Annotated in this window: 22 protein-coding genes and 2 riboswitches; of the genes, 21 read left to right on the plus strand and 1 reads right to left on the minus strand. The window is 39.2% G+C overall.

Translation table 11 applies throughout. The features are described 5' to 3' along the window. Positions 1-121: 121 nt before the first annotated feature. From kynU to AC1ECF_RS15420, 4 genes are all read left to right on the plus strand, one after another. Positions 122-1,390 carry a kynureninase gene (gene kynU, locus AC1ECF_RS15405; RefSeq protein ID WP_480390337.1) on the plus strand — a complete coding sequence of 423 codons (1,269 nt, stop codon included), beginning with the start codon at positions 122-124 and terminating at the stop codon, positions 1,388-1,390. Between the two features lie 11 nt (positions 1,391-1,401). After that, positions 1,402-2,244 carry a tryptophan 2,3-dioxygenase gene (gene kynA / locus AC1ECF_RS15410; RefSeq protein WP_480390316.1) on the plus strand — a complete coding sequence of 281 codons (843 nt, stop codon included), beginning with the start codon at positions 1,402-1,404 and terminating at the stop codon, positions 2,242-2,244. A gap of 9 nt (positions 2,245-2,253) precedes the next feature. After that, positions 2,254-2,877 carry an arylformamidase gene (gene kynB, locus AC1ECF_RS15415; RefSeq protein WP_480390317.1) on the plus strand — a complete coding sequence of 208 codons (624 nt, stop codon included), beginning with the start codon at positions 2,254-2,256 and terminating at the stop codon, positions 2,875-2,877. A 283-nt stretch (positions 2,878-3,160) separates the two neighbouring features. Continuing rightward, positions 3,161-4,549, plus strand: coding sequence for a protoporphyrinogen oxidase (locus tag AC1ECF_RS15420; RefSeq protein WP_480390318.1), 1,389 nt, complete (start codon positions 3,161-3,163; stop codon positions 4,547-4,549). Positions 4,550-4,687: 138 nt separating this feature from the next. On the opposite strand, the gene tatA is transcribed toward AC1ECF_RS15420, so the two are convergent. Beyond that, the gene (gene tatA / locus AC1ECF_RS15425) at positions 4,688-4,885 is read right to left on the minus strand and encodes a twin-arginine translocase TatA/TatE family subunit (protein WP_480390338.1); all 198 of its coding nucleotides are present in this window, start codon (positions 4,883-4,885) and stop codon (positions 4,688-4,690) included. A 205-nt stretch (positions 4,886-5,090) separates the two neighbouring features. On the opposite strand from tatA, the gene AC1ECF_RS15430 reads away from it, so the two are divergent. From AC1ECF_RS15430 to AC1ECF_RS15510, 17 genes are all read left to right on the plus strand, one after another. Beyond that, on the plus strand, positions 5,091-5,648 hold the full coding sequence (locus AC1ECF_RS15430) for a hypothetical protein (protein ID WP_480390319.1): 558 nt from the start codon (positions 5,091-5,093) through the stop codon (positions 5,646-5,648). Positions 5,649-6,152: 504 nt separating this feature from the next. Beyond that, entirely contained in the window at positions 6,153-7,085 is a 933-nt protein-coding gene (locus tag AC1ECF_RS15435; protein ID WP_480390320.1) for an ATP-grasp domain-containing protein, read from the plus strand. 174 nt (positions 7,086-7,259) lie between these two features. Further along, positions 7,260-8,018, plus strand: a complete 759-nt coding sequence (locus tag AC1ECF_RS15440; RefSeq protein WP_480390321.1) for an exodeoxyribonuclease III — start codon at positions 7,260-7,262, stop codon at positions 8,016-8,018. Positions 8,019-8,124: 106 nt separating this feature from the next. Beyond that, a complete protein-coding gene (locus AC1ECF_RS15445) occupies positions 8,125-9,405 on the plus strand; it encodes an aminotransferase class I/II-fold pyridoxal phosphate-dependent enzyme (protein ID WP_480390322.1) in 1,281 nt (426 codons plus the stop codon). A gap of 384 nt (positions 9,406-9,789) precedes the next feature. Beyond that, positions 9,790-11,274: a nicotinate phosphoribosyltransferase gene (locus AC1ECF_RS15450; protein WP_480390323.1), complete on the plus strand. Its 1,485-nt coding sequence runs from the start codon at positions 9,790-9,792 to the stop codon at positions 11,272-11,274. Then, complete coding sequence (gene nadE / locus AC1ECF_RS15455; protein ID WP_480390324.1) at positions 11,274-12,101, plus strand: ammonia-dependent NAD(+) synthetase; 828 nt, start codon at positions 11,274-11,276, stop codon at positions 12,099-12,101. Before AC1ECF_RS15450 ends, nadE begins: the two co-directional genes overlap by 1 nt. A gap of 138 nt (positions 12,102-12,239) precedes the next feature. Continuing rightward, the gene (locus tag AC1ECF_RS15460) at positions 12,240-13,169 is read left to right on the plus strand and encodes an AAA family ATPase (RefSeq protein ID WP_480390339.1); all 930 of its coding nucleotides are present in this window, start codon (positions 12,240-12,242) and stop codon (positions 13,167-13,169) included. After that, on the plus strand, positions 13,170-14,372 hold the full coding sequence (locus tag AC1ECF_RS15465) for a DUF58 domain-containing protein (protein WP_480390325.1): 1,203 nt from the start codon (positions 13,170-13,172) through the stop codon (positions 14,370-14,372). It begins immediately after the preceding gene. Beyond that, a complete protein-coding gene (locus tag AC1ECF_RS15470) occupies positions 14,373-16,571 on the plus strand; it encodes a transglutaminase-like domain-containing protein (protein ID WP_480390326.1) in 2,199 nt (732 codons plus the stop codon). 35 nt (positions 16,572-16,606) lie between these two features. Then, positions 16,607-16,708: riboswitch (purine riboswitch) on the plus strand. A gap of 124 nt (positions 16,709-16,832) precedes the next feature. Next, positions 16,833-18,386: a glutamine-hydrolyzing GMP synthase gene (gene guaA / locus AC1ECF_RS15475; RefSeq protein WP_480390327.1), complete on the plus strand. Its 1,554-nt coding sequence runs from the start codon at positions 16,833-16,835 to the stop codon at positions 18,384-18,386. A gap of 197 nt (positions 18,387-18,583) precedes the next feature. Beyond that, positions 18,584-20,635, plus strand: coding sequence for a restriction endonuclease (locus AC1ECF_RS15480; protein WP_480390328.1), 2,052 nt, complete (start codon positions 18,584-18,586; stop codon positions 20,633-20,635). A 227-nt stretch (positions 20,636-20,862) separates the two neighbouring features. Next, positions 20,863-21,621, plus strand: a complete 759-nt coding sequence (locus AC1ECF_RS15485) for an alpha/beta fold hydrolase (protein WP_480390329.1) — start codon at positions 20,863-20,865, stop codon at positions 21,619-21,621. A 225-nt stretch (positions 21,622-21,846) separates the two neighbouring features. After that, positions 21,847-21,996, plus strand: a complete 150-nt coding sequence (locus tag AC1ECF_RS15490) for a hypothetical protein (protein ID WP_480390330.1) — start codon at positions 21,847-21,849, stop codon at positions 21,994-21,996. Between the two features lie 259 nt (positions 21,997-22,255). Next, complete coding sequence (locus tag AC1ECF_RS15495; protein WP_480390331.1) at positions 22,256-22,981, plus strand: FxLYD domain-containing protein; 726 nt, start codon at positions 22,256-22,258, stop codon at positions 22,979-22,981. Positions 22,982-23,007: 26 nt separating this feature from the next. Continuing rightward, the gene (locus tag AC1ECF_RS15500) at positions 23,008-23,613 is read left to right on the plus strand and encodes a lipoprotein (protein WP_480390332.1); all 606 of its coding nucleotides are present in this window, start codon (positions 23,008-23,010) and stop codon (positions 23,611-23,613) included. A 90-nt stretch (positions 23,614-23,703) separates the two neighbouring features. After that, a riboswitch (purine riboswitch) is annotated at positions 23,704-23,805 on the plus strand. An 84-nt stretch (positions 23,806-23,889) separates the two neighbouring features. Further along, complete coding sequence (locus AC1ECF_RS15505) at positions 23,890-25,224, plus strand: NCS2 family permease (RefSeq protein ID WP_480390333.1); 1,335 nt, start codon at positions 23,890-23,892, stop codon at positions 25,222-25,224. Between the two features lie 113 nt (positions 25,225-25,337). Beyond that, positions 25,338-25,850, plus strand: a complete 513-nt coding sequence (locus AC1ECF_RS15510; protein WP_480390334.1) for an N-acetyltransferase family protein — start codon at positions 25,338-25,340, stop codon at positions 25,848-25,850. Positions 25,851-26,224 lie beyond the last annotated feature (374 nt).

Consider the following 26,224-nt stretch of genomic DNA (forward strand, 5'->3'; position numbering starts at 1 on the left):
GCCCTTTACGGCAATCTCTCCTTTATTATAAAGTGAAAGATTTTTGACATGAATAAAAATAGTAGGATATGCTTTGAATAGATAGAAAATTCTGTTAGGCGGAAGGGGTGTAAATGAATTGATGAATAATTCGTTAGAATATGCGAAGGAAATGGATAGAAAAGATATATTGCGTGCCTACCGAGATGAGTTTTACCTAATACCTCAGACAGTTTACATGGATGGTAATTCGCTCGGTATCTTATCTAAAAGAGCGGAGCAATCATTATTAACTGTTTTAGGAATGTGGAAAAACCAAGGGATAGATGGATGGACTCAAGGAGAGCAGCCTTGGTACTACTTATCGGAAAAGCTGGGAGAAATGTGCGCACATTTAGTGGGAGCGTCAAAGGAGGAAGTCATGATTACTGGCTCAACCACCTCCAATCTTCATCAGCTGCTATCCACCTTTTATAAACCTACTGAAAAGAAAACGAAAATCTTAGTAGACGAATTAAACTTTCCTTCCGATTTATATGCTGTGAGAAGTCACCTAGCACTTCATGGAATAACGGATGAGCATATGAAGATTGTCAAAAGTAGAAACGGACACACATTAGAAAAGGAAGATATTATCGAAGCTATGTCAGACGATGTGGCGGTAATTATTTTGCCGGGCGTACTTTATCGAAGTGGCCAAATTTTAGCTATGGAAGAGTTAACAAGAGCAGCCCGGGAACGAAATATTCTGATCGGCTTTGACTTATGTCATTCCATTGGGGCAATTCCTCACAAACTAAAGGAGTGGGATGTAGACTTTGCCTTCTGGTGTACATATAAGCACTTGAATGGGGGACCTGGTTCTGTGGCAGGCTTGTTTGTTCATGAAAGACATCTTTCCAAAAAGCCGGGTCTGGCTGGATGGTTTGGATCAAATAAAGAAAAGCAATTCGATTTGGATATTTATATGACTCCAGCATTAACTGCAGGAGCCTTTCAGATTGGTACCCCTCATATTTTAAGTGCTGCTCCTCTTTATGGTTCACTAGAAATGTTTCAAGAAGCAGGAATGGAACGAATTCGTCAAAAATCTCTTCAGCTAACTGATTATATGATGGATTTAATAGACGAAGAGCTAAGCCAGTTTTCTTTTTCAATTGTGAGCCCAAGGGAAGCAACTGAGCGTGGAGGACATGTTTTTATTGTTCATGAAGAAGCAGCAAGGATATGTAAAGCATTGAAGGAGAGAAAGGTGATTCCAGATTTTCGTGCGCCTAATGGTATTCGGTTAGCACCAGTGGCTTTATATAATAGCTTCGAGGATGTTTGGATAGCTATCAATTGCCTAAAGGAAATTATGCTTCAACATGAATACATGAAATATGAGAATAAAAGAGAGGTAATTGCCTAGGAGGTGTCTGTTTGACAAGAGTAGAAGAAGGTTTTCCAGAGGAAAAGGGGATTCATACGGATTTTCAAGAGGACATGACGTATGGAGATTATTTATCGCTTGATACTGTATTAGCTAGTCAAAAGCAGCTTACTAGTCACCATGATGAGCTTTTGTTTATCATTATTCACCAGGTAAATGAGCTTTGGATGAAGCTTATTCTTCATGAACTAGGAAGTGCCATCCAAGCAATTGAAGAGGATCGCCTACAGGAATCCTTTAAGATGCTAGCAAGAGTGACGAAAATACAGTCTCAGCTTATTCAGGCCTGGGATGTTCTCTCTACGTTAACCCCAGCTGAGTACTTAGAATTTCGTGATCAGCTTGGTAAATCATCAGGCTTTCAATCGTTCCAATATCGGCAAATAGAATTCTTATTAGGCTATAAGACAAAGCATATTCTAAAAATATACGAAAAAGACAAGGAGCTTCACGAGAAGCTGACCATTGCCTCTTCCGCTCCTAGCATCTATGATGCTTCCATCAGGGCGTTGCATAGAGCCGGATTCCCAATAAATCCTGAGCTACTGAATCGTGATTTTTCGATAACATATAAAGGCGATCCAACTGTGGCAGCTGCCTGGAAGGAAATATATTTAGATGTTAATAAGCATTGGGAGCTCTATCAGCTTGCTGAAAAGCTGATAGATATTGAAGATTGTCTTCAGCAGTGGCGTTTCCGTCATATGAAGACGGTAGAGAGAATAATAGGCTTCAAAACGGGAACCGGAGGCTCTGCTGGTGTACAATATTTACGGAACGTATTAGATCATCGTTTTTTCCCTGAGCTATGGGATTTGCGAACAACTTTATAGAGGTGAAATATGAATAAATGGATTGATATTACAAACCCTTTGTCCAATAAAATAGCTGTTTGGCCAGGAGACACCCCTTTTCAGTTTGAGCTTGCAAGTACAAAGGAACAGACTGGCTCTGTGAATATTGGGAAATTAACCGCTAGCGTTCATACTGGCACACATGTAGACGCTCCCTTTCATTTTAATAGCGGTGCTGCTACAATCGACCAGCTTGATGTCAATATATATATAGGAAGAGCAAGAATAATAGATGTGACGGGTCGTGAATATATAGGGGGAGAAGAGCTGCAATCCTATGACCTTGATGGAGCAGAAAGACTCCTATTGAAGACGAAGAACCAATCGAATATTTTGGAATTTCCGAAGGAGATTCCATTGCTCAGAGAAGATATCGGTTCATTTCTAAAGGAGAAGGGGATCTTTTTACTTGGCCTTGATATCCCATCAGTGGATCAAATAACTAGCAAGGAGCTCCCTATCCACCACACTCTCTACCAGCATGGCGTATATATTCTAGAGAATCTTTTATTGGATAACGTCGAAGAAGGAGAGTATGATCTGATTGCGCTACCTTTGCGAATTGAAGGGGCGGATGGAAGTCCAGTTCGTGCCGTCATAAGAAAAATATAAAGACGCAGTACCCTCCTAAAGATAGATAGGGGGGTTCTTTGATTTCCAGCTCCACGCCTTGCTCCTTAATGTCAATGGGATTCGGCTATAATGAATACGCTCTTCATTGCTTGTTTGGAGAAACGCGAGAGAGTTTTCGCTTTTTTGGATATCCGCTGATAATTTTGACAATCCTGTAAACAAAGCGTGTAAACTAGTAATGAGAGTGATAGAAATCATATTCGATGTTATTTAGAGAGGTTATACTAATGATGGAACTTTAGGAATATTAGGAGTGAACGTGATGAAAAAAGTAATTGTAATAGGTGGAGGGATTACGGGGCTTTCCGCAATGCACTACTTGCACAGACTAAAAGAAGAGCATTCCTTAGATGTACAGCTGTCGCTTGTAGAAGCCAATGACTATTTAGGAGGTAAAATTCATTCTGTACAAAAGGATGATTTTATTATGGAGGTAGGAGCAGATTCTATCGTTGCCCGTCATGAATCAGTCATGCCTCTCGTGAAAGAGCTGGGGCTTGAAGAAAAGCTGGTCTATAATGCTACAGGAATTTCTTATTTATATACAAACAACGAATTGCATGCCATTCCAGCAGATGCAGTGTTTGGAATACCTACTAGTATAGAATCCTTGAACAGCAGTACGTTGGTTTCCGAACAAGGAAAAAAGGAAGCATTAAGAGATTTTGAGCTGCCAAATGATCGTTTTACAAAGGAAAGCTCCATTGGAGAATTTCTTGAATATTTTTTAGGAAAAGAACTAGTAGAAAAGCAGGTAGCACCTGTCCTATCTGGTGTATATTCAGGAAGTCTTGATAAGCTCACTCTAGCATCTACGCTACCTTACTTAATTGACTATAAAAATAATTACGGTAGTATTATCAAAGGTCTTGGAGAGAATAAAGAGCAATTCCAAAAAGCGGCCAATAAAAAATTCATTTCCTTTGATGAAGGACTATCTACGTTGATAGACGGAATCGAGAAGGAGCTTAGCGAGCATTCAATCTTAAAGGGCGTCCAAACAACAGGCTTAGAAAAAACAGCAAATGGGTATGTGTTATCTCTTTCAAATGGAGAGGTAGTAGAGGCAGATTATGTGGTTTTAAGTACGCCGCATCAGGTGACTCAACAGATACTTCAAAACAAGGAACTGAATGAGGACTTCAACAAATTGAAAAATTCCTCTCTTATTAGTATCTATCTCGGGTTCGATATCCCAGATAACAAGCTTCCGGCTGAAGGAACAGGGTACATTGTTTCTGAAAACTCAGAGGTGAAATGTAATGCATGTACTTGGACAAGTCGAAAGTGGAAACATACCTCCAAGAACAGTCAGCTACTCGTTAGAATGTTTTATAAAAATTCGAATCCTCATTTTGAAAGCATGAAGGATATGACAGAAAGTGAATTGTTAGAGGTTGCGCTTGCGGATATTCAAAAAAGCTTACATCTCCAAGGAAATCCTAAGGTTGTCGAGGTAACCAAGTGGAATGATTTGATGCCCGTTTATACACTAGAACATGCCAAGGCAATTCAATCCTTAACCGATAAAATGAAAGAAAGTCATCCGAATGTTTTTCTAGCAGGATGCTATTATTATGGGGTTGGCATTGGGCCTTGTATCAAAAATGGAAAAGAAACTGCGGAGAAAATTGCAAAAGCGGTGAAATAGAAAAAAGCGGAAATAGGAGATAGCCTCCTTTTCCGCTTTTTTTATTTGTTCGGTTTCAGCGCTGCGTCCCTTGAGGTCAAATGGTGGTCAAGTTCCAACTTGATGTCCTCCATATGTTTGCAGGGCAGACATAAGCGCTTATTTTTTTGTATCTGAATCATTTGTCGTTTCGATTTTTTTCTCATCATCTATTACACTCTCACGCGCAGAGCTTTTGAATTCTCTTAGAGTTTGCCCGACCGCTTTTCCCAATTGAGGGAGCTTAGAAGGACCAAAAATGACTAGGGCAATTATTAAGATAAGTATTAAGCCAGGAATGCCTATACTTTGCATTATATTCCCTCCTTTTAGGAAACCATTTCACGATTACTATAACATACCAACGCCTAAAAGTTAATAAATTGGAGGTGTTTTACAGATTTTTTTGATAAATACGGCTTAAGCCTTAGGGAGAATCAATCTTGAGACACTCCTTCTATACAATTGTTGCGACGATAATAAAAGAAAAGGTGAACGATTGTCATATGTAGAGGTGGTTAAGTTGAAGGAAATTTATCTAGTATTTAGTGATACGGGCACATGGCTTTCCAAGCTTATAAAAATGTTTACGAAGGAAGAATATAATCATGTGTCAATTGCTTTTGATGAAGACCTGAGGGAAATGTATAGCTTTGGAAGGAAGCATAAACGAAATCCATTTATCGGTGGTTTTGTTATGGAGGATGCTCGGGGAGGTCTATTTAAAGAGGCGAGCTGTGAAATATATAAATGTGAGGTTTCATTAAGCAGCTACGGAAAAATGAGAGATAGAGCTCTGGAAATAAGAAAAGAATGTGAGTCATATTCCTATAACTTCCTTGGATTATTTGGTGTTCTTTTCAATAAACGATGGGAAAGAAAATCTAAATTGTTTTGCTCTCAATTTGTCTCAACCATTTTATTAGAATCGAAAGAATTGAGAATAGAGAAGGAGCCTTGCTTAACTACCCCAGCCGATCTTGCACAGATTGAAGGACTCCAGCTTATTTATACTGGAAGTTTACAACAGTATACGAATGAATGGTACGGTCTACCGGAGGGGGTTATTATCCAGATGTAGAATATCCTGATTTTCATTGGTAGAGGTGGTCGATCTTCGTTCTAGCTGACAAAACGAGGGATAGAAGTAACTATCGCCAGGGTCGTAATCCTGATTGGGGGCTTTACTCTCGGATAGCCAAATTTTACTCTCGGTTAGAATGGTGGAAGGGCATGGTCCAAGTCCACTTGGGATAGGTGGGTGCTTTACTCTCGTTCGAGGGGAATTTATTTTCGTTCAATGAGAGCTTACTCTCGGATAGCTGGGATTCTCTCTCGGATAGCCCAACTTTATTCTCATTTAGCCGATTTACTCTCGTTCGGTCGGGATTTATTCTTGGATAGCCCAACTTTACTCTCGGTTAGGAATGGGGGGAGGGCATGGCCAGCGACCGCTGGGGATAGGCTTGGGTATTCTTAATGGATGGCTTCTCTTTATTCTTCGAAACAAATCTATTGTTTTCTGTTGGGCTTTATAGAATAATAATACCAATAAGAATAATAGGGATTAAAAGGAGAATACGCGATGCGAAAGATTTATATAATCCATGAAAATGATGAGTGGACAGTTCATTTAACGAAGCGTCTTGAAGAGTTACAGTTGCCATATGAGTCTTGGCATCTTGATAAGGGAATAGTGGATCTTACAGCTACTCCGCCAGAGGGAGTATTTTATAATCGGATGAGCGCTTCCTCTCATACGCGTGGACATCGGTATGCTCCTGAGCTTGCTGGTGGTGTGCTTTCTTGGCTAGAGCTTCACGGTCGTACAGTGTTTAATGGGACAAAGGCGCTCAGTTTGGAGCTTAGCAAAATCAACCAATATACAGCATTATCTGCAAATGGGATTCGAACGCCAAAAACAATTGCTGCGGTCGGGAAGGAAGAGATTTTACTAGCTGCAGAAAAGCTAGGAGCTACTCCGTTTATTACGAAGCATAATAGAGCTGGAAAAGGATTGGGAGTACAGCTGTTTCAAACGATAGATGCATTAAAGGAATACGTTTACGGTCCAACATTTGAAGAGCCAGTAGATGGCATTACATTGATTCAAGCATACATCCAATCCCCAGAGTCGTATATTACAAGAGCAGAGTTTATAGGAGGCAAGTATGTCTATGCGGTAAGAGTGGACACATCGGAGGGATTCGAATTGTGTCCTGCTGATGCATGTCAAATCGGGGATGCCTACTGCCCTGTTGGGGAGGAGCCGATTCAGCGACCCAAGTTTGAGATTACAGAAGACTTAAGTGAGGAATTGATTTCTCGTTATGAAGCATTTCTAAAGGCTAGTCATATTGATGTTGCGGGGATCGAGTTTATTCAAGATGCGAATGGAGAAGTTTATACGTACGATGTGAACACGAATACGAATTACAACGCAGATGCAGAAGCGAAGGCAGGGAAATATGGCATGCTGGAGCTTGCAAAGTTTTTAGGAGCTGCTCTAGAAAAATAAGTGTGATCAGACTATCTCTTGATACAATGGAGGTAGTTTTTTATTGTGTATGACAAACTGCAAGCATGCAGGAGATGGACTACCCTATATGCCTAAACTTACGTGATATAATGAATAGATACATAGATGGCTACACGTGCATTAGACAGCCTTTTTTTATGAGGGGGAAATAAAATGAAGTTAGTTTCTTGGAATGTAAATGGGCTAAGAGCCTGTGTGCAGAAGGGGTTTTTAGAATATTTTCATGAAAAGGATGCAGATATTATTTGTTTGCAGGAAACAAAGCTGCAAGCCGGTCAGATAGATTTACAGCTGGATGGGTATGAGCAGTATTGGAATTATGCGCAGAAGAAAGGGTATTCCGGTACAGCTGTTTTCACTAGAATCAAGCCACTCTCTGTACGCTATGGAGTTGGAGATAAGGAAATGGAAGAGGAGGGACGCATTATTACGTTAGAATTCGAAGATTTCTATTTAGTGAATGTTTATACTCCCAATGCCAAACGAGATCTTTCGAGGCTCGCTTATCGACTTGAATGGGAGGATGAAATGCGGGAGTACTTGAAGCAATTGGATCAGGTGAAACCAGTTATCATGTGTGGGGATTTAAACGTTTCTCATCGTCCCATAGATTTACGGAATGCCAAATCGAATAGAGGAAATTCTGGCTTTACCCTAGAGGAATGTGGTAAAATGACAGCTTTGCTAGAAGAGGGTTTTATTGATACATTTCGCTATTTTTATCCCGACCAAGAGGGTGCTTACACTTGGTGGAGCTATATGAGTAAGGTTCGTGAGCGAAATATCGGATGGAGAATTGACTACTTTATCGCTTCCGAAAGGCTTGCTCCCAAGCTAAAGGATGCTTCTATCGATGCGCATGTTATGGGGAGCGACCATTGTCCGATCACCTTAGAGCTATTGGCAGAATAGTCGTGTCCAATCTGTACGGTAGTCAATATATTGCGGTAAAGGATACAAACCTGTAATGAAATGAAGTACAATATGTACAAAATAGAAATTCTGGAGGGTCCAATAGATGAATGCTTTGGCTGTACAATTAAATGATAAGATAAAAAACGAAAATCCAGCAATCTTTCATATGTTATCGGATTTAGGACTTAGCCTTTATTATCCAAAGGGAATTTTAAGCCAAAGTGCAGAGGCTAGTAAAAAAGCTCATCGTTTTAACGCTACCATTGGGATAGCAACAGAAAATGGATTGCCGATGCACTTTCAACACATCCAAGAAAAGTTAGGCTATAGCCCAAAGGATATTTATCCATATGCACCACCTCAAGGGAAAGAAGAGCTAAGAACTGCTTGGAGAGAAAAAATTCTGGAAGACAATCCTTCTATGAGAGATAAATCCTTTGGGAAGCCAATAGTGACGAATGCTCTAACTCACGGTCTAAGTATAGTGGCAGATTTGTTTGTGAATGCTGGTGATGTAATTATCACCCCTGACCAATACTGGGGAAATTATAATACAGTGTTTCAAATTAGAAGAGGAGGTAAAGTGGAAACCTTCTCTCTGTTCAATGAAGCAGGTGGATTCCATATAGATTCTTTCCGTGAAACGCTTCAAAAACAAACAGGCAAGGCAATCGTTCTGTTGAACTTCCCGAACAATCCAACCGGGTATACTCCGTCCGTAAAAGAAGCAGAAGAAATTGTGCTTGCTTTAAAGGAAGCTGCAGATAAAGGACTTAATTTAGTAGTAGTACTAGATGACGCGTATTTCGGTTTATTCTACGAGGATTCTATTAAGGAATCTCTTTTCGGCTTGCTTGCTGGCATTCACCCAAATATTTTACCTGTAAAGGTAGATGGGGCAACGAAGGAAAACTATGTGTGGGGACTTCGAGTTGGCTTTATCACATATGCAGCTGGAGCAGATGTACTGGATGCTTTAGAGCAAAAAACGAAGGGACTTATTAGAGGAACAATCTCTAGTGGTTCTCACGTTTCTCAGACAATTATTTTAGAGTCCTTAACATCTCCTGAATTCCAAGTGGAGAAAAAGGAAAAACTTGAAATTATGCAGGGCCGTGCAATAAAAACAAAAGAAGTGCTTGCTAACGAAAAATTCAATGCTTATTGGACATACTACCCGTTTAATTCAGGTTATTTTATGTGTTTGAAGTTAAAGGAGCTTGATGCAGAAACTCTTCGTCTTCATTTGTTAGATGAATATGGGGTTGGAGTCATCGCGAGTAATTCAACCGACATTCGTGTAGCGTTTTCTTGCGTGGAGGAAGAGGATATTGAAGAATTATTTGAGTTAATCTATCAGGGCTGTGTAGACTTATCTAAATAAAAATAGCGATTATGATAAATGTACAGTTAAGCTGGTATGTTTTCGATTAAGCGTTTTGTTAAAGGTGTTTTATTAAAATAACATTCAGTAATTTACTTATTTTTCTTGACGATTTTTATATCTTTGAGTAAATATATTATATGGGTAACCAATCTTTACCAGTCGCTCTTTAGGGTGGCTGGTTTTATTTTGTCGAAAAGAGAATTGCACAGTTAGACATCTTCGGACAAAAGAATAATTATTCTTCCCGCCTGGTATTCGCTCGTCTCCTCTTTCCATTTAAGACAGATGTCTGCGTGTATAGTGGTGACGGATTAATTGCAAAGTAAAAGGGTAAATGGTGTATAATTAGTCTAATAGTGACGAGAAGGAGATTTTATTCTAATGAAAAAAAATTATCCAGATGACAGTTTAATGTTACATACAGATCTTTATCAAATAAATATGGCGGAGGCGTATTGGGCAGACAATATGCACGAGAGAAAAGCAGTGTTTGAACTCTTTTTTCGGAAGCTTCCCTTTGGAAATGGCTATGCTGTCTTTGCTGGATTAGAGAGGTGTCTTGATTACTTACGAGATTTTCGTTTTAGCGAAAGTGATTTAGAATACCTGCAACATGATCTCGGCTACCGAGAAGACTTTGTAGATTATTTACGTACACTTCGATTTACTGGAGATGTTTACTCGATGGTTGAAGGGGAATTAGTGTTTCCAAACGAACCAATTATCCGTATAGAAGCAAAGTTGGCAGAAGCGCAGCTGGTAGAAACTGCACTGCTAAATATCGTTAATTATCAAACACTTATCGCTACAAAGGCCTCTCGTATTAAACAAGTAGTAAAAGAAGAGGTGGCGATGGAGTTTGGTTCCAGACGAGCACAGGAAATGGATGCGGCTATATGGGGAACAAGAGCTGCATTTATCGGTGGCTTTGAAGCTACAAGTAACGTACGAGCAGGAAAGCTTTTTGGAATCCCGGTAGCAGGAACCCATGCTCATTCACTTGTTCAAGCTTATAAGAACGAATACGAAGCTTTTCATTCATATGCAAAGAGACATAGGGATTGTGTGTTCCTTGTTGATACTTACAATACGTTGAAAACTGGAGTACCAACTGCTATTAAAGTGGCGAAGGAGCTAGGGGATAAAATTAACTTCATTGGCATTCGCTTAGATTCTGGGGATATCGCCTTCTTGTCTAAGGAAGCAAGGAAGATGCTAGATGCTGCAGGCTTCCATGATGCAAAAATAATTGTTTCGAATGATTTGGATGAATATACGATACTGAACCTTAAAGCCCAAGGAGCAAGAGTGGATAGCTGGGGAATCGGAACAAAGCTGATCACAGCCTATGACCAACCAGCACTTGGAGCAGTATATAAAATTGTCTCCATCGAAAACGAGCAAGGAGAAATGGAAGATACGATTAAAATCTCCTCCACTGCAGAAAAAGTTACTACCCCTGGGCAAAAGAAACTTTATCGAATTATTGATAAAGGGAATAGAAAATCTCAGGGTGACTATATCACCATGCATGATGAGGACCCATCACAAGAGGAAAGATTGAAGATGTTCCATCCAATTCATACATTTGTTTCGAAGTTTGTTACAAACTTTGAAGCGAAGGATTTGCATGTAAAGGTTATAGAAAATGGCCAGATTATCTATAACAATCCGTCCTTAGAAGAGATTCGTCGTTATGCAGAGGAGAATCTTGAACTTCTATGGGATGAATATAAACGCTCTTTAAATCCAGAGGAATATCCAGTTGATTTAAGCCAAAAATGCTGGGATAACAAAATGCGTAACATTCAAGAAACGAAGGAAATGGAACAACAATTTATTGCACAAAATGGAGGGGCTTATTAATGTCTGATAAACAAAGAGAAATTATTGAAGCATTAAAGGTAAAACCAGTCATTGACGTGGAAGAAGAGGTTCGATTAAGCATTGACTTTCTGAAGGCGTATTTAAAGAAACATCCTTTTTTAGAAAGCATGGTACTAGGCATATCTGGTGGTCAGGATTCTACTTTAGTAGGAAAACTAGCTCAACTAGCGGTAAATGAATTAAATGAGGAGCTAGGTGAGAATAAGTATTCCTTTATCGCGGTAAGCCTTCCTTATGGTGTACAATTCGATGAGCATGATCGCCAAGACGCGTTAGACTTTATACAGCCAAGTAAACGTCTAACGATTAATATTAAAGAAGCGGTAGATGCAAGTGCTCGTGCCTTAGTGGAAGCTGGAATCACTTTGAGCGACTTTGCGAAAGGGAATGAAAAGGCTAGAGAACGTATGAAGGCACAATATTCCATAGCCGCTATGAATAATGGTATCGTCCTGGGAACAGATCATGCAGCAGAGGCAGTGACAGGATTTTATACGAAATATGGAGATGGCGGTGTCGATTTAACTCCTATATTCCGACTAAACAAGAGACAAGGGAAGCAGCTCCTAAAGTATCTAGGTGCACCTGAGCATTTGTATACCAAGGTTCCGACTGCAGATTTAGAAGAGGAACGCCCAGCCTTACCAGATGAGGTAGCACTGGGAGTGACTTACGATAATATCGACGATTATCTAGAAGGTAAACAAGTATCACCAGAGGTACAGGAAAAAATAGAAGGATTTTACAATCGTTCTATGCATAAACGTCATATGCCAATTACTATATTTGATGAATTTTGGAAATAAATATATTCAACTAGACCCACAAACTCTATAATAAAGAGTATGTGGGTTAATTTTTTTTAGTCTCATTGCACATCGAATTATCAGATTAGTCAATTAATAGAAAGCAGGGGGGAAACATTAGTGGTAGATTACAATAAAATGCAATTAATTATTTCAAATATAGAAAAGGTGATGATTGGGAAAAGAGACATTGCCGAGCTTGCAGTGGTAGCATTACTAGCAGAAGGTCATATTCTCCTAGAGGATGTGCCAGGGGTAGGGAAAACAATGATGGTACGTGCATTAGCAAAGTCGATCGGTGCAGATTTTAAAAGAATTCAATTTACCCCAGACTTATTACCATCGGACGTGCTAGGGGTTTCTATCTATAACCCTAAGGAACTAGAATTTGAGTTTCGCCCAGGACCTATATTAGGGAACATTGTTTTAGCGGATGAGATCAATAGAACATCTCCTAAAACACAGTCTGCCCTGCTAGAAGGGATGGAGGAAGCATCGGTAACAATCGATGGTGTGACGATGCCCCTTCCAAAACCATTCTTTGTAATGGCAACCCAAAATCCGATTGAGCATGAAGGGACCTACCCGCTTCCAGAGGCACAGTTAGACCGCTTCTTGATGAAGGTAAGAATGGGTTATCCTAGCGCAACAGAGGAAATAGAAATATTAAATCGCTTAGAGCATGATTCTCCGCTTGAGACCTTAGAGCCTGTCATTACTCTTGAAGAGCTGGTTGCTTTACAAAGGAAAGCGCGTGAAGTAAACGTAGACGCTACTCTTAAAGCATATATCGTAGACTTGGCAGCTCGTACAAGAAATGACACTTATATTTATTTAGGCGTTAGTCCACGTGCCTCTATAGCACTCATGAGAGCTTCCCAGTCGATTGCTTTATTAAATGGAAGAGACTATGTGTTGCCTGATGACGTTCAATACCTTCTTCCATTTGTTTTTGGACATCGGGTGATTCTTCGTCCAGAGGCAAGGTATGACGGTATCTCATCAGAAGAAGTGTTAGGAAGAATCGTGAAGAGGGCTCCTGTTCCTATTAAAAGGAAGGTCAATTAGATGCTTGCAAGATTAGTTGGAATGAAAAAATGGAAGGGATTTATGGGAGTGTTATTTCTCCTGGTTGTAGCATTTGTGTATGCGATGTTCCAGGGGGGATTTGTCAGTTGGTTTCTTTTTTATCTGGTAGTTCCGCTTTCTTTGTATTCCCTACTACTATTTTTATATCCTTTATCCAACCTAGAGGTAGAACGGACGATTGAGACGGGAAAGGTTCATAGTGGAGGGAAATTTGCGGCTACTGTGAAAGTAACAAGGGAGAATGGTTTTCCTCTTCTATTTGTATGGTTTCAAGAGGAGGTTAGCTCCTCACTAAAAAACAGATTACCGAGAAGGCAGCTCGTATTTTGGGGAATGAAAAAGGAGTTCACTTGGAAATATGAAATAGATCGTATCCCACGTGGGGAGCATGAGTTTAACGGAGTAACAATCCAAGTTAGCGATTTATTTGGTTGGGTAAAAAAAGAGAAATTTATCGCTAATAAAAAGAAAATATTAGTCTTTCCTAATTTAACGGATATGGTGTATATACCAATAGAAACTAGGTATGACCAAGGAGCAGCTGCGTCTAGGATTCAGGTAAATAAAGATACAACTATGGCAACTGGGGTAAGATCTTATCAGCCAGGAGATCGTGTTTCTTGGATTCACTGGAAATCTTTTGCTAGAACACAGACATTGAAGACAAAGGAATTTGAAGACAGGCAATCTCAGGATTTATTTATCCTAATGGACAGATCTCCCTCTCCGTTGTTTGAGGATGTTGTAGATTTTACGGCTTCTATTCTCCAGTCAGTTGTACGCCATCAAGCCTCTAGCGCCTTTCTTTCTATAGGAGAAGATCGTGTGTTTTTCCAATCAGTAGAAAACGAAGGACAATTGCAGCAATCGCTGTATCACTTGACCAGGGTTCAGCCGGACTTAACAAAGCCGATGGAGCAGGTGGTAGTAGGGGATCCTGCCATTGCGCAGGCAACCTCTATTTTATATATCACGAGTTCCCTAACTTATGAATGGATTGATAGTATTCAAAAGGCTGCAGGTGGTATGAGGGCATGTAGATGCTTCGTGGTAAAAAGTAAAGATGAAAAATTATCAAAAGAGGAAACTTCTATTTATCAGTATGCAAGGAGCAGAGGCATTCATGTTCATACAATTTCAAAGGATCGATTTGCTCAAGCCTTTATGGAGGTGAAACGCTAAATGTCTGCGTCTAATCAAAATAGATTACTAACATTTATCATCTACGTATTTGTCTTTATGTTATTAAGAGAGTGGCTGAAGCCGGTCATTGTGCTGACTGACACGAATTATATGGGACTATTTCTACTATTTATAGGGATATCCTTTTTATTTTATTTTATTGGCCTCAGCTGGAAAATAGGTATTCCGATTAAGATGCTGCTGATAGGCTGGATTGTTGTCTATATATATGCCGATGTATCCTTTTTTTCTAGAGAAGGCTGGAGCTTTTTGGGACAAGTATTCATGAAGAACATAGAAGCTGTCATGAGGGGAGAATGGACAGCTATCACGGATCCTTTTCGGACTGCACTTTTTTATGTACTTCTCTGGATGGCAGCTTATCTGATTAACTATTGGATTATGATTCGAAAAAGCCTGTTATTGTTTTTTGTGCTAACTGTTTTATTCGTAACAATCCTGGATACCTTTAGTCCTTACAATGGAAAAACGGGAATAATTATTACATTGACCTCTGGTTTTATGATCATGGGATTGCTATATGCCAAAAAGCTTATGGAAGAGCATGGTCTAGAGAATAAGGGGAAATTTCTCTTTTCTGTTGTTACAAGCCTCTTTCTGGTATTGGGGCTCAGTGGAGGGGTAGCTTACCTCTTACCTAAGGCAGCACCTGTATGGCCTGATCCAGTGCCCTTCTTTACATCCTCTAATTTAGATGCAGTTGGAAGAGGAGGGAATGGTGGAACACTTAGAAAGGTAGGGTATGGAGATAATGATGAAAAGCTAGGTGGGGCATTTGCAAGTGATGACACATTAGTATTTCAGGCAGTGTCTTCTTCTAGACAATATTGGAAGGTAGAGACAAAGGATACTTATACATCAAAGGGATGGATAAATTCTGAAGAGCCTCCGTATGATTCCATTACTATTCCAGCAGGATCTTCTTTTATTCAAGATGTAACTCCAGGTCCAATAGAAAAAACAGAGATTGCCTCTATTAATATGATTCGAGACTTTTCTCATGTTGTTCAGCCATATGGTATCAGCAAAATTCATACCGGGTCTGAAGCGTATTATAGTCTGACAGCATTTAATCAGCAAATAGGTCCTGAGGATGGACGAGCTACTTCCTTACCAAAGCAATATGAAATTGAATTTAGTGAGCCGGAATACAGCTTAACTGAATTGCGAGCTACCACTTTAGATGGGATGGAGGAATTAGGGGAAGACCTAGATCGCTATCTTCAATTGCCTGATACTCTGCCACAGCGAGTGAGAGATCTTGCAGAGCAAGTAACTTCTACAGAGGATAATCTGTATGAGAGAGCTAAGCGTATTGAGCGATACTTCAGACAAAATGGCTTCTCTTACAATCAAAACGAAGCAGCTATCCCGACTGGTGACATTGATTATGTAGACCAATTCCTTTTTGATACAAAGATTGGTTATTGTGATAACTTCTCTACTTCTATGGTTGTAATGCTCCGGTCTATCGGAGTGCCAGCAAGATGGGTAAAAGGCTTTGCTCCTGGAGAGGACTTTGAAAAAACAGGAGACATGACTGTTTATCAGGTTACAAATAACAATGCCCATTCATGGGTAGAGGCGTATCTACCAGGAATCGGTTGGATGCCATTTGAGCCAACAATCGGATTTACGAACTATGCAAATATCGATTATGATGTGGAAAGACAAACAGAAGTAACTTCTCCTGTTATGGAAAAGCCGGAACAAGCACCGGAAAGACCAGAAGAAGCTACTAATCAGCAAAAAGCCACTTCTAAGACTTTCACAGAGCGCATGGAAAGTGTAGTAGATTGGATAGATAATCATAAGGCTGCTGTTATCTGGTCAATCGTTGGATTAATTCTGTTAGCCTTGATCTTCTATCATTATCGAAGAAAGTGGATCGCAAAGATATTGATTCCTTCTTATCGTATAAGAGCAAAGGATTGGAAAACCTTTGAAAAGATGTATCATCAGCTATTGAAGCAACTGGCGAGTTACGGCTATAAGAGAAGCCAAGGACAAACTCTCATGGACTTTGCAAAGTCAGTAGATGAGAGTTTTGGTGAAAACCATATGAAACGATTAACGAAAGAATATCAAAAAGGCTTCTATGGTAATAATAAAAACGAGTTAAACTTTCAATTGTTGAGAGAAAGTTGGGAAAATTTAATCAATCAGTTAGGCAGTTGATTTTACATCTAAGTACCTGTAAACTTGAAGGAAATTAAATTGACCAAAGTTGCCCTCGTATATGTCCGATAATATGGTTCGGATGTCTCTACCAAGTTACCGAAAATGACTTGACTATGAAGGTGAATGCTCCCATGCATTTTTTGCGGTGCATTCGCCTTTTTCCAGTAGAGATCATAAACGCGTAGAAAGAGGAAATACTTTCGTACGCGTTTTTATTATACGGTACGGTTTGGAAACTATTTAGAAGAGGTGGATAAAATGTCTTCAACTCCTTTGTTGAAAGAGCAAGAAAAGATTGTTGTTCTAGATTTCGGAAGTCAGTACAATCAGCTAATCACTCGCCGTATCCGTGAATTTGGCGTATATAGTGAGCTTCACCCACACACAGTAACTGCTGAAGATGTGAAGAAAATGAATGCTACCGGTATCATTTTTTCAGGTGGTCCAAATTCTGTGTATGATAAAAATGCTTTTCACATCGACCCAGCTATTTTTGAATTAAATATTCCAATCCTAGGAATTTGCTATGGAATGCAATTAATGGCTCACTTCTATGGCGGAAAAGTAGAAAAAGCATCTTTCCGTGAATATGGGAAAGCAGAAATCGATGTAAAGAATCCAACAGCGCTATTCGGCGATCTTCCGAAAAACCATGTCGTATGGATGAGTCACGGAGACCATGTGACAGCTGCACCTGAAGGCTTCGAGGTAATCGCGACGAGCCCATCCTGTGAAGTGGCTGCAATGGCAAATGTAGAAAAGGGTCTTTATGCAGTTCAGTTTCACCCAGAGGTACGTCACTCTATCTACGGAATCGAATTACTTCGTCAATTTGTATTCGATGTATGTAAAGCAAAAGGCGACTGGACAATGGAAAGCTTCATTGAAATGGAAATCGAAAAAATTCGTGAAGTAGTAGGAGATAAAAAAGTATTATGCGCACTAAGCGGAGGAGTTGACTCTTCTGTTGTTGCTGTATTAATACATAAAGCAATTGGTGACCAATTGACTTGTATGTTTGTCGATCACAACTTACTTCGTAAAGGCGAAGCAGAGAGCGTGATGAAAACCTTCTCTGAAGGCTTCCATATGAACGTGATTAAAATCGATGCTCGCGAACGCTTCATGAGCAAGCTAGCTGGAGTTTCTGATCCGGAGAAGAAACGCAAAATCATCGGTAACGAATTCATCTATGTATTTGACGATGAAGCTTCCAAGCTAGAGGGCATGGACTTCTTGGCACAAGGAACACTTTACACAGATATCATTGAAAGTGGTACTGCGACAGCGCAAACAATCAAATCTCACCATAACGTTGGCGGACTACCAGAGGACATGCAGTTTAAGCTGATCGAACCGCTAAAAACATTATTCAAGGACGAGGTTCGCGAGCTTGGTACAGAGCTTGGTCTCCCAGATGAAATCGTTTGGCGTCAGCCATTCCCGGGTCCTGGACTTGCAATCCGTGTCCTTGGCGAAGTAACGGAAGAAAAACTAGAAATCGTACGTGAATCTGATGCCATCCTTCGCGAAGAAATAGCAAAAGCAGGTCTAGAACGCGACATTTGGCAATACTTCACCGTACTGCCTGACATTCGCAGTGTAGGCGTAATGGGCGATGCACGTACGTATGACTACGCAATCGGAATCCGCGCCGTAACATCCATCGACGGCATGACATCCGACTGGGCACGTATCCCATGGGACGTACTAGAAAAAGTTAGTACCCGCCTTGTAAACGAAGTACCGCACATCAACCGCGTACTGTATGATGTAACGAGCAAGCCACCAGCTACGATTGAGTGGGAATGATACCGAATAACTTATAAGTGCCCGAAATCCCTTGAATATAAAGGGATTTCGGGCACTTATTCAATAGAGAAAAAATGTACTGGAACACATTTGCAACGTTTCTGCAACGGAAAAGATGACAATGCAAGAAGGAATAGTTGCATGTGGCTATGCGAATAAACAGGCAATGCAAAATGCAGTTTAGGAGGACTAATTACGTGAAGATTAGTGATATTCAAAAACAAAAAGCCGAATGGAAAAGAAAAGGCTGGTCAATTCCTGAACTTCGAGGGGGAAAACAGGACTGGTTTAATATCGTAGTCGAATTAGTTCAGTTGATAGGAAATAATTCCTTTGTTGACTTGTGCTCAACTCCTGTTCTTAGTTCGGTTAGCACATCGTATCCATGGCGTTCGTATGCTCCATTCTTAAAAGGTATTGGTTTAGTGAGCAACCGATCCGGTGTTTTAAGTCTAACTGACATCGGATTAGACTTCTTTAAATCTCCGACAAAAAAAGAATTAGCTAATTTGCTGCACGACAAGTACCGACTTGTTGGTGAAGTGCTGGAATTGCTTGTTTCAGCCCCTAAAACGGTTGAAGAAATGGACAAGGAACTTTGCCGGGAGTATTGTCTCGATTGGGCTAATTTAAGTAACACACGACGCAGAATGGACTGGTTAGAAGTTCTCGGGTTGATACAAGGTGTTGGTAATAGAAAGTGGGATTTGACAGAAGAGGGTAAGAATCTTCTTGAAGAATGGCCACTGATAACACCGGATGTGATTGATGTGGAAACAAGCGATGCGGAGGAAATAAATATTGCACCTCCCCCTACGGAAATCAACGAATTGCTATTGAAATTAAAAGAAGATCCGTCGCTACATAACAAGAGAAATACTTATAATATTTGGGTGCCAAGTCCAAACAAAATTGAAAACTTACGAACTATTATCCAGTTCTCATTTGAAAGAGTTTCCCGTGCAGATTTATTTAAATTCATTGAGGATGAGTTCAATCTTAAAACGAGTAGTGTTGAGTCCATGATGCCTTTCTTAAGAGCTGATGGATTGTTGGAAGAGGTTGGACGTAATATTTATGTTGCAACATCAGCAGCGAAAGCATGGTGTGATAGCGGAAATGACCTAGACTTTATTAGAATTATTCACTCTCATAAGCGATTTGTTGGGGAAATGATTGCAGCTGCAGAACATGTTGTTACTAGAAACGATATATATGCACAGGCCAAGAATTATGGGCTTAACATCGAGAAGGCTAGATGGGTAATGGGTTTCTTGCTTGAAGCTGGGCTTTTGGAAGAAACACAGTATTTACATATAAGAGCGACCTCACTTGGTATGAAATTTGTATCTGAATTACCTTTGATGGAAAACGAGGCGGAGGAGTTAAGCACAAATGATAACTCTTCCGCGGCAAATACTGCTAGCGAAGATAACAAGCTACCAACATCTTCATCAAACAGCCTTTTTGAAGCATTAAGTTCCGCTGCAAGAGATCCCATGGCAGAAGGGAAGGCTTCTGGCGTGGCATTTGAGGAATCTATTGCTGCTGTATTTCGTTACATGGGATTTGACGCAAAAAGAATAGGCGGTGCCGGAAATACAGATGTTGTTGTCCGTTGGAAAGATGATGAAGGCAAAATGATAACTGCCATTGTTGATGGAAAGTCCAAATCTGGTGGAACCGTAACGCATGGTGACATTAGTGATGTAGCAATAGAAACTCATAAAGAAAAGAATGATGCCGAGTTAGTTGCAATAGTTGGTCCTAGTTTTGGTGGTGATACTATTAAAAACCATGCTCGAAAAAAAGGTTTTGCGCTTATTACTGATACAGAGTTAATTGATATTGCACAGAATGCACAGGCGTTAGGACTTTCCGTATCCGAAATATCAGCTCTATTCAAGGTGCCGAATGGTCTAGCACATTTGAGTGAGTTAATTGTAACGAGAAAACGCGAACAAGAAATAATAACACTCGTAATTTCTACATTCAAACAAGAACAAGATGCAATGGATAACCTTTCTGCACGTGATTTATATTTCCTTTTGCGCAGAACAGATCTTTCTCCATCGTTGGAGGAACTAATAAATGTTTTTGAAACTCTTTCTAAAGAGGAAATTGGAGTTTTGACACAAGTCAAAAAGGCATCTGCAACAGAAAACACTACCTTTGCAATCCAAGGAGAAACACACTGTGTTAACAGATTGCGCGCCATGGCAAATGCAATTGAAAAAGGTTTGTCTTAACCCCACAACCACCCGGCACTATCCCACACGTCATTTTGCAACTTTTTCTGTAACAAGAGGTAATAATAGTTGAACGATATATCCCCGAAAAACTCCCTCTATTCATGTAGTCCATGATAAGGGAGTTTTTTATCGGGAGGACCCTTTTCATTCCTTCTGGTTTTCTTGCTGTATGATACAATGTTGACGCAAAGAAATCACTACCTGGCTGAAAGGAAATCTACAAGATGAGATTTTTAGAGTTTGGAAATTCTATAAATAAAAAGATGATGCTGATTCATGGATTTCAGGTACCTTGGCAAGTATGGAAACCGCAAATTGATTATTTTAGTCAAAGGTTTTATGTTATTGTCCCTATTTTAGATGGGCATGACTCCATAGAAAAAAGTACCTTTATATCTGTTCAGAAAGCAGCAAAGGATATTGAAAAATATTATATCGAACACTATGGGAACAACATATTTGCGATTTGTGGAATGTCAATGGGTGGATCTATAGCTTCCCTTTTATGGGCGAATGACAAAATACATATTGAAAAATTATTTTTAGAGGGAGTATCCCTTGTACCGCAAAATAAGATAATAACAGCTCTCTTCATTCATCGATACATAAGCTTAACTCGGAAAACTCAACGGCGTGATGCCAAAACTTTGAATATGTGTGAGAAATCCTTTATCCCTAAAAATTATATGAACTATTTCCTCGAAATGATGGATGCAATGAACAACGAAACAATAAAAAATGCTGTAACTTCCGTCGGACAATTTCAATTACCTAAAAATCTAAAGAGGGACAATATAGAAGTGATTTATTATCATGGAACAACGCTCAATGAATTGATAGCAAAGAAATCTGCAAAATACTTGCGAAAGCATTATCCGCAAGCTAAAATCGTTTGTCTAAGAGAATATGGTCATTGTGAATTGGTATTGCGTCATCCAGAACAGTATATAAAGTTAGTGGAGGACTTTTTGGAAAAACCTTGAAGGTTTATTTAAACTTCCGTTTAAGCTTTAATCCTGGTAACCGAAGATCTTTTTTGTGGTAACATAATTCAAGTAAGTAGGCAAAATTATAGAGCTCTTTATGTTTTATTTATATAGACGAGGAAGCGGTACAATAATAAAGTAAAAGAGTCTCGTTCAGTAAGTAAGGTATATTATATTTATTGAATAGATTCTCATGAAAGACAAGAAAAGTAGGTGAACAATATGGGGAAATACCAATTGGATTCAAAAGGCAAGGCAGCTGTTGCAAAGTACCATGAAAAAAACAAGCCTGCTACATTTGATAAAAAGCAGCAGCTTGAAAAAATTCGTGCAGAGTATTTGAAAAAGAAGCAAAAACAAACAGATAACTAATATGTATAAAAGTATAGTCCCTCTTTAGTCATGCGATGCATGGTAAAGAGGGACTTTGTATTTGTTTGTCTCTTCTATCCGGTAGTTCAGCAACTAATTAATAGAAGGGTATTTATTTAGGAATGTAAATATCATTTTAAAAAAATAGTTAAACTTCTCTATTAATAAAATATTCAATAAAATAACAATAATCAAAAATAAAAGAGAATGATTCATGCTGTGATAAGATTTTTTTTAGTACAAAAGAAAGGTGATTGGCATGAAAAAATTAGGGATTTTAATGCTTTTGTCACTTTTACTAGTGGCATGTGGTGATGAAAAAGTTACTGTTTCTAGTGAGAGCGAGGCAAACACTAGCAAAGAGGAAGCGAAAGAAGAAAAAGTTGCAAAGGTAGAAATCGATCAACAGGTGAGTGGCGCTTGGAAAGATTCTATTGATAGTGTTTGGGTTCATTCAGCTGCTATTCTTAAAAATACAGGGGAAACAGCAGTAGAAATAGGAGAAACTCAAATGAACTTTAAAGGACAGGATGATAGTGTTTTAGGTACTTCATCGATGATTTATTCCATTCCTAGTGTAGTGAAACCTGGCGAAACTGCTTTTATAGTAGAATCTACTATCTTAGATGGTGTATCAACCGAAACAGAGTTTAAAGAAACGACTTATAACTACAATTTCGAAGAAACAACAGAGGATCCGAATTTAATGGAAGTTTCTTCTGTTAAAGGGATTGACGGAGAATACGGTTACAAAGTGACAGGGCTAGTGAAAAACCCTACAGAAGAACAGCAGGATGATATTCGATTAGCAGCTGCTCTACTAGATAAGGACGGAAAGCTGTTAGGAGTATTAGAAGGTAGTGTGGACGTCGGGTTAGCTCCAGGAAACGAAGCAGGATTTGAATTAAGTTATCCAGATCTTCCAGAGGGTGTCGGTTCAAAAGTAGCGACCATCGAAGTGAAGAGCTACGGCTGGACTTGGTAAGTTGACGATAAAAGGAGAGAATCTATATGAAAAAATGGCTATTGGCTCTTGGGGCAGTTGCTTTGCTAGCAGGCTGCGGATCTGAAGAAGCTGAAAATAAAGAAACGGAAAATAAAAAATCAGAAGAAGTAAGTGTTGATAAGGGGTTACTAAATGTTGAAGTGACATTGCCTGAAAGCTTCTTCGAAGACACTACAGAGGAAGAAATAATTAGTAGCGCTAAAGAGGAAGGCATGAAAGAGGCAAAGGTAAACGCTGATGGCTCTGTTACTTACACTATGTCTAAGTCTAAGCACAAAGAAATGATGAAGGAAATGGAAGAAGAAATTGCAAGTACCGTCGAGGATATTGTGACTTCTGGAGAATATCCATCTATTAAAGAAATTACATATAATAAAGACTTTAGTGAATTTGATATAAAGGTAGACAGAGAAGCTTATGAAAATGGACTTGATGGTTTTGCAATCTTTGGATTGGTTTTATCAGGTGCGTATTATGGGGCCTTTGACGGAAAAACAGAAGACGATTTAAAGCTTACATTTAATATGATTGATGCTGCTACGAATGAAGTGTTTGATAGTACTGTATTCCCAGATGACATGGAAGAGGGAGAAACAGAGACAGCAGAGTAGCGTATTATAAAAGCGAACTATTAAAATTGAATATTAAAAAATGTTCGTCTTTTTATATTGATATCCTAGTAATATAATGGTATATTACTAACATAAATTTAATTATGTCGTCGTATAACGTTGGGAATATGGCCCAAAAGTCTCTACCGGACCACCGTAAATGGTCCGACTACGATGAGTGAAGGATATTTATTTCTATTCACTTATTTGAGATAAGCATACGACTAAAAGTCGTGTGCTTTTTTTCGTTATCTAGACAAAAAAATGGAGGAACTTATGAAAAAGTATTTTCGTTTTGAAGAGCTAGGAACAAATTATCGTCGTGAAATTATTGGGGGTCTAACAACGTTTTTGGCTATGGCTTACATTCTAGTAGTCAATCCGTTAACGTTATCTCTAGAAACGGTACCGGGTCTACCAGATTTCATGTACATGGATAAGGGGGCTGTCTTTACAGCAACGGCTCTTGCGGCAGCTGTCGGCTGTTTATTCATGGGATTGATTGCAAGGTATCCTATTGCTTTAGCACCAGGTATGGGGCTAAATGCATTCTTTGCTTACACTGTGGTGTTGCAGTTTGAGATACCTTGGCAAATAGGTTTAACAGGTGTTTTATTCTCAGGTATTATATTCATTATCCTATCATTAAGTGGAATTCGTGAAACAATTATAAATGCGATTCCTTCTGAATTAAAATATGCAGTCGGAGCTGGTATCGGGCTATTTATCACGTTCATTGGATTGCAGAACTCAAAAATTATCGTTAGTAACGAGAATACTGTCGCTTCGATAGGAGACCTAACAGATCCTAATATCCTATTAACAATTTTCGGGCTAGTTATTACAGTAGTGATGATGGTTAAGGGAATAAAAGGCGGTATTTTCTATGGAATGCTGATTACGGCAATCGTCGGGATGATTTTCTCTCTTGTGCCAATTCCGGATGCTGTTGTTGGAAAGATTCCGGATATCTCTCCTACTTTTGGGGCTGCATTTGATGTGTTTTTTGATGATCCAACAGTATTGCTTACAACTCAATTCTTAGTAGTAGTATTAACATTCTTGTTTGTAGACTTCTTTGATACAGCGGGAACTCTTATCTCCGTTGCAAACCAAGCAGGCTTAATGAAAGACGATAAGCTGCCTAGAGCAGGCAAAGCACTTTTAGCTGATTCTCTAGCAACTGTGACAGGCGCGATTGCTGGTACTTCTACTACTACCTCTTATGTAGAATCCTCAGCAGGGGTAGCTGCAGGAGCGCGTACTGGGTTTGCTGCTGTCGTCACGGGTATTTTATTCTTGTTATCTCTATTCTTCTATCCGGTCTTAAGTGTAATTACTTCTTATGTCACAGCACCAGCACTTATTATCGTTGGGGTATTAATGGTATCTGCAATTGGGAAAATTAATTGGAATCGTTTTGAAGTAGCAGTTCCGGCGTTTTTCGTTATTATTATGATGCCGCTAACTTATTCAATCGCTACTGGTATCGCAATTGGCTTTATCTTTTACCCAATAACGATGATTGCTGCTGGAAGAATAAAAGAAATACACCCAATCATGTATGGCATGTGGGTTGTGTTTGTACTATATTTCATATTCCACGTATAAACAATAGGGGGGCTTATGCTCCTCTTTTTTTTATTGCTTTAAAGGAGATTAAGAGAAGTGGGAAGAATAATCAAAGAGATACATAAATAGAAGGAAGAAGCGGGGGTATATAGATGAGCTTTGTGATAAGAAGAGCAAAAAGTGAAGATGCTACCGGTATCGCTAAGGTACATGTGGATAGCTGGAGAACTACCTATAAGGGGATGGTTTCAGATGAATATTTGAGCAACCTTACGTACGAAAGCAGAAAGAAGATTTGGGATTCTGCAGTTCCACGCGGAGATGTGTACGTTGCTGTAAATGAAAAAAATGAAGTTGTGGGATTTTCTTCGGGCGGCTTAGAGCGGAGTGGGGGTTATCCTTCATATAAAGGTGAAATATATGCAATCTATCTATTAGAAGAGTATCAAGGGAAAGGGTTAGGGAAAAAGCTAGTCAAACCTATCATAAAAGACTTAGTTGATCGTGAAGTTTATACTATGCTTGTATTAGTGCTCGCAGAAAATAAGGCGTGCTTTTTCTATGAATCCCTTGGGGCAAAAGAAATTGATCAAGTAGAAGTCAATATAGGAGGGAACCCTTACACAGAGATTGTCTGCGCTTGGGATGATATTCGTACAGTTTAAGAGGTATGAGATAAAGCGCTTTATCTCATACTATATATAGATAGGATAAATACATCTGCAAATTTTGTCGAAAAATGTTGTTGACGAAACCTATCAATCGGTGATAAGATACAAAAGTCCTCAAAAAAAGGATATAAGTTGTAATGAAAAAACTTTAAAAAACTCTTGACTCTTCTAATGGAGAGTAGTAATATTGAGTAGCTGTCAAAACGACATAAAAAAAGAAAACAAAAAAAGTTGTTGACACTTTATGTCGAAAATGATAGAATGAAGTAGTTGTCTCGGAAGAGATATAACAAATGAACATTGAAAACTGAACATGCAAAACGTCAAGATATACAGCGATTGAAACATATCGCAAAACAAACATGACA

The organism is Psychrobacillus sp. Z3-81 (assembly GCF_056620325.1).